1 protein-coding gene is annotated in these 1,028 nt (G+C 74.0%); it reads right to left on the bottom strand.

Features of this window, described 5'->3' with window-relative positions:
- Positions 1 to 47: 47 nt before the first annotated feature.
- Positions 48 to 773 (bottom strand): alpha/beta hydrolase, encoded by a 726-nt coding sequence (locus tag AB0472_RS45990; RefSeq protein WP_366365675.1) that lies wholly within the window; start codon positions 771 to 773, stop codon positions 48 to 50.
- Positions 774 to 1,028 lie beyond the last annotated feature (255 nt).

Here is a 1,028-nt window from a genome sequence, read left to right as displayed (position 1 = left end):
GCACCGGTGCGCGGCCCGCTCGGCGTCACCCGTGCGGGGTGCGCCGTTTACTCCGTACCGAGGCTCCGGACGGCCTCCCGGATCAGGTCCGCGACCTTCTTCGGGTGGGCGAGCATGACCAGGTGGGAGGAGTCGACCTCGACCGTGGTCATGCCGGCGCGCTCGTAGCCGTAGCGCTCGACGTCGGGGTTGATGGTGCGGTCGGAGGACGACACCAGGCCCCAGGAGGGCTTGGTCCTCCAGGCCGCGACCGGGGCCGCCTCGGCGAAGGCCGCGCCGGCCAGCGGGCGCTGGGAGACGGCGAGCACCCGGGCGAGGCCGGGTTCCACGTCGGCGGCGAAGATCGCGGGGAACCGGTCGACGTCGACGGTGACGTCGGTGCCGGGCTCGTCCGAGCCCTCGACCGGGAACGGCGTGTACACCAGCGCCGAGGCCAGCTCGGAGTCCGGGAACCGGCCCTGCAGCTCGCCGAGGCTCTCACCCTCCTCCAGGGCGTAGCCGGCCAGGTAGACCAGGGCCCGCACGTTGTCCTCGGCACCCGCGACCGTGATGACGGCGCCGCCGTAGGAGTGGCCCACCAGGACGACGGGGCCGGGAATCGCGCGGACCACCGACGCGAGGTAGGCGGAGTCGCCGGTGAGGCTGCGGTTGGGCACGGCGGGGACGAGCACCTTCAGGCCGTCGGCCAGCAGTTCGGGGACGACCCGGGCGAAGCTGGACGCGTCGGCGAAGGCACCGTGCACGAGGACGACGGTGGGGGTGGAGTCGGTCATGGGCGTTCCTTGTCGGCTGTCGGGTGGCAGGGCCGGCACGGGCGGCCGGCGCGGTTCGACGCCGAGGTCCGTGTCGACGTCCTGGGCGGCTTCCGCGTGGTCGGGGACGGGGTGCGCGATGTCGGCCCCCAGGTCGAAGGCCGCCGTCGCAACGGTCTCGGCGGGTTCAGGCGGTGTGCAGGGCGGTGTGGAGGGTGCGGGTGGCGAGGGAGATGGCGGCTTCGGCGGCGTGGGTCTCGCGCAGGGCGTTGAGCA

The organism is Streptomyces sp. NPDC086777, assembly GCF_040702065.1.
Taxonomy (GTDB): domain Bacteria; phylum Actinomycetota; class Actinomycetes; order Streptomycetales; family Streptomycetaceae; genus Streptomyces.
This window is presented reverse-complemented; position numbering and strand designations above follow the sequence as displayed.

Excerpts from the sequence above, each read along its gene's own strand:
- AB0472_RS45990 (WP_366365675.1), bottom strand. The coding sequence starts at position 773 with ATGACCGACTCCACCCCCACCGTCGTCCTCGTGCACGGTGCCTTCGCC.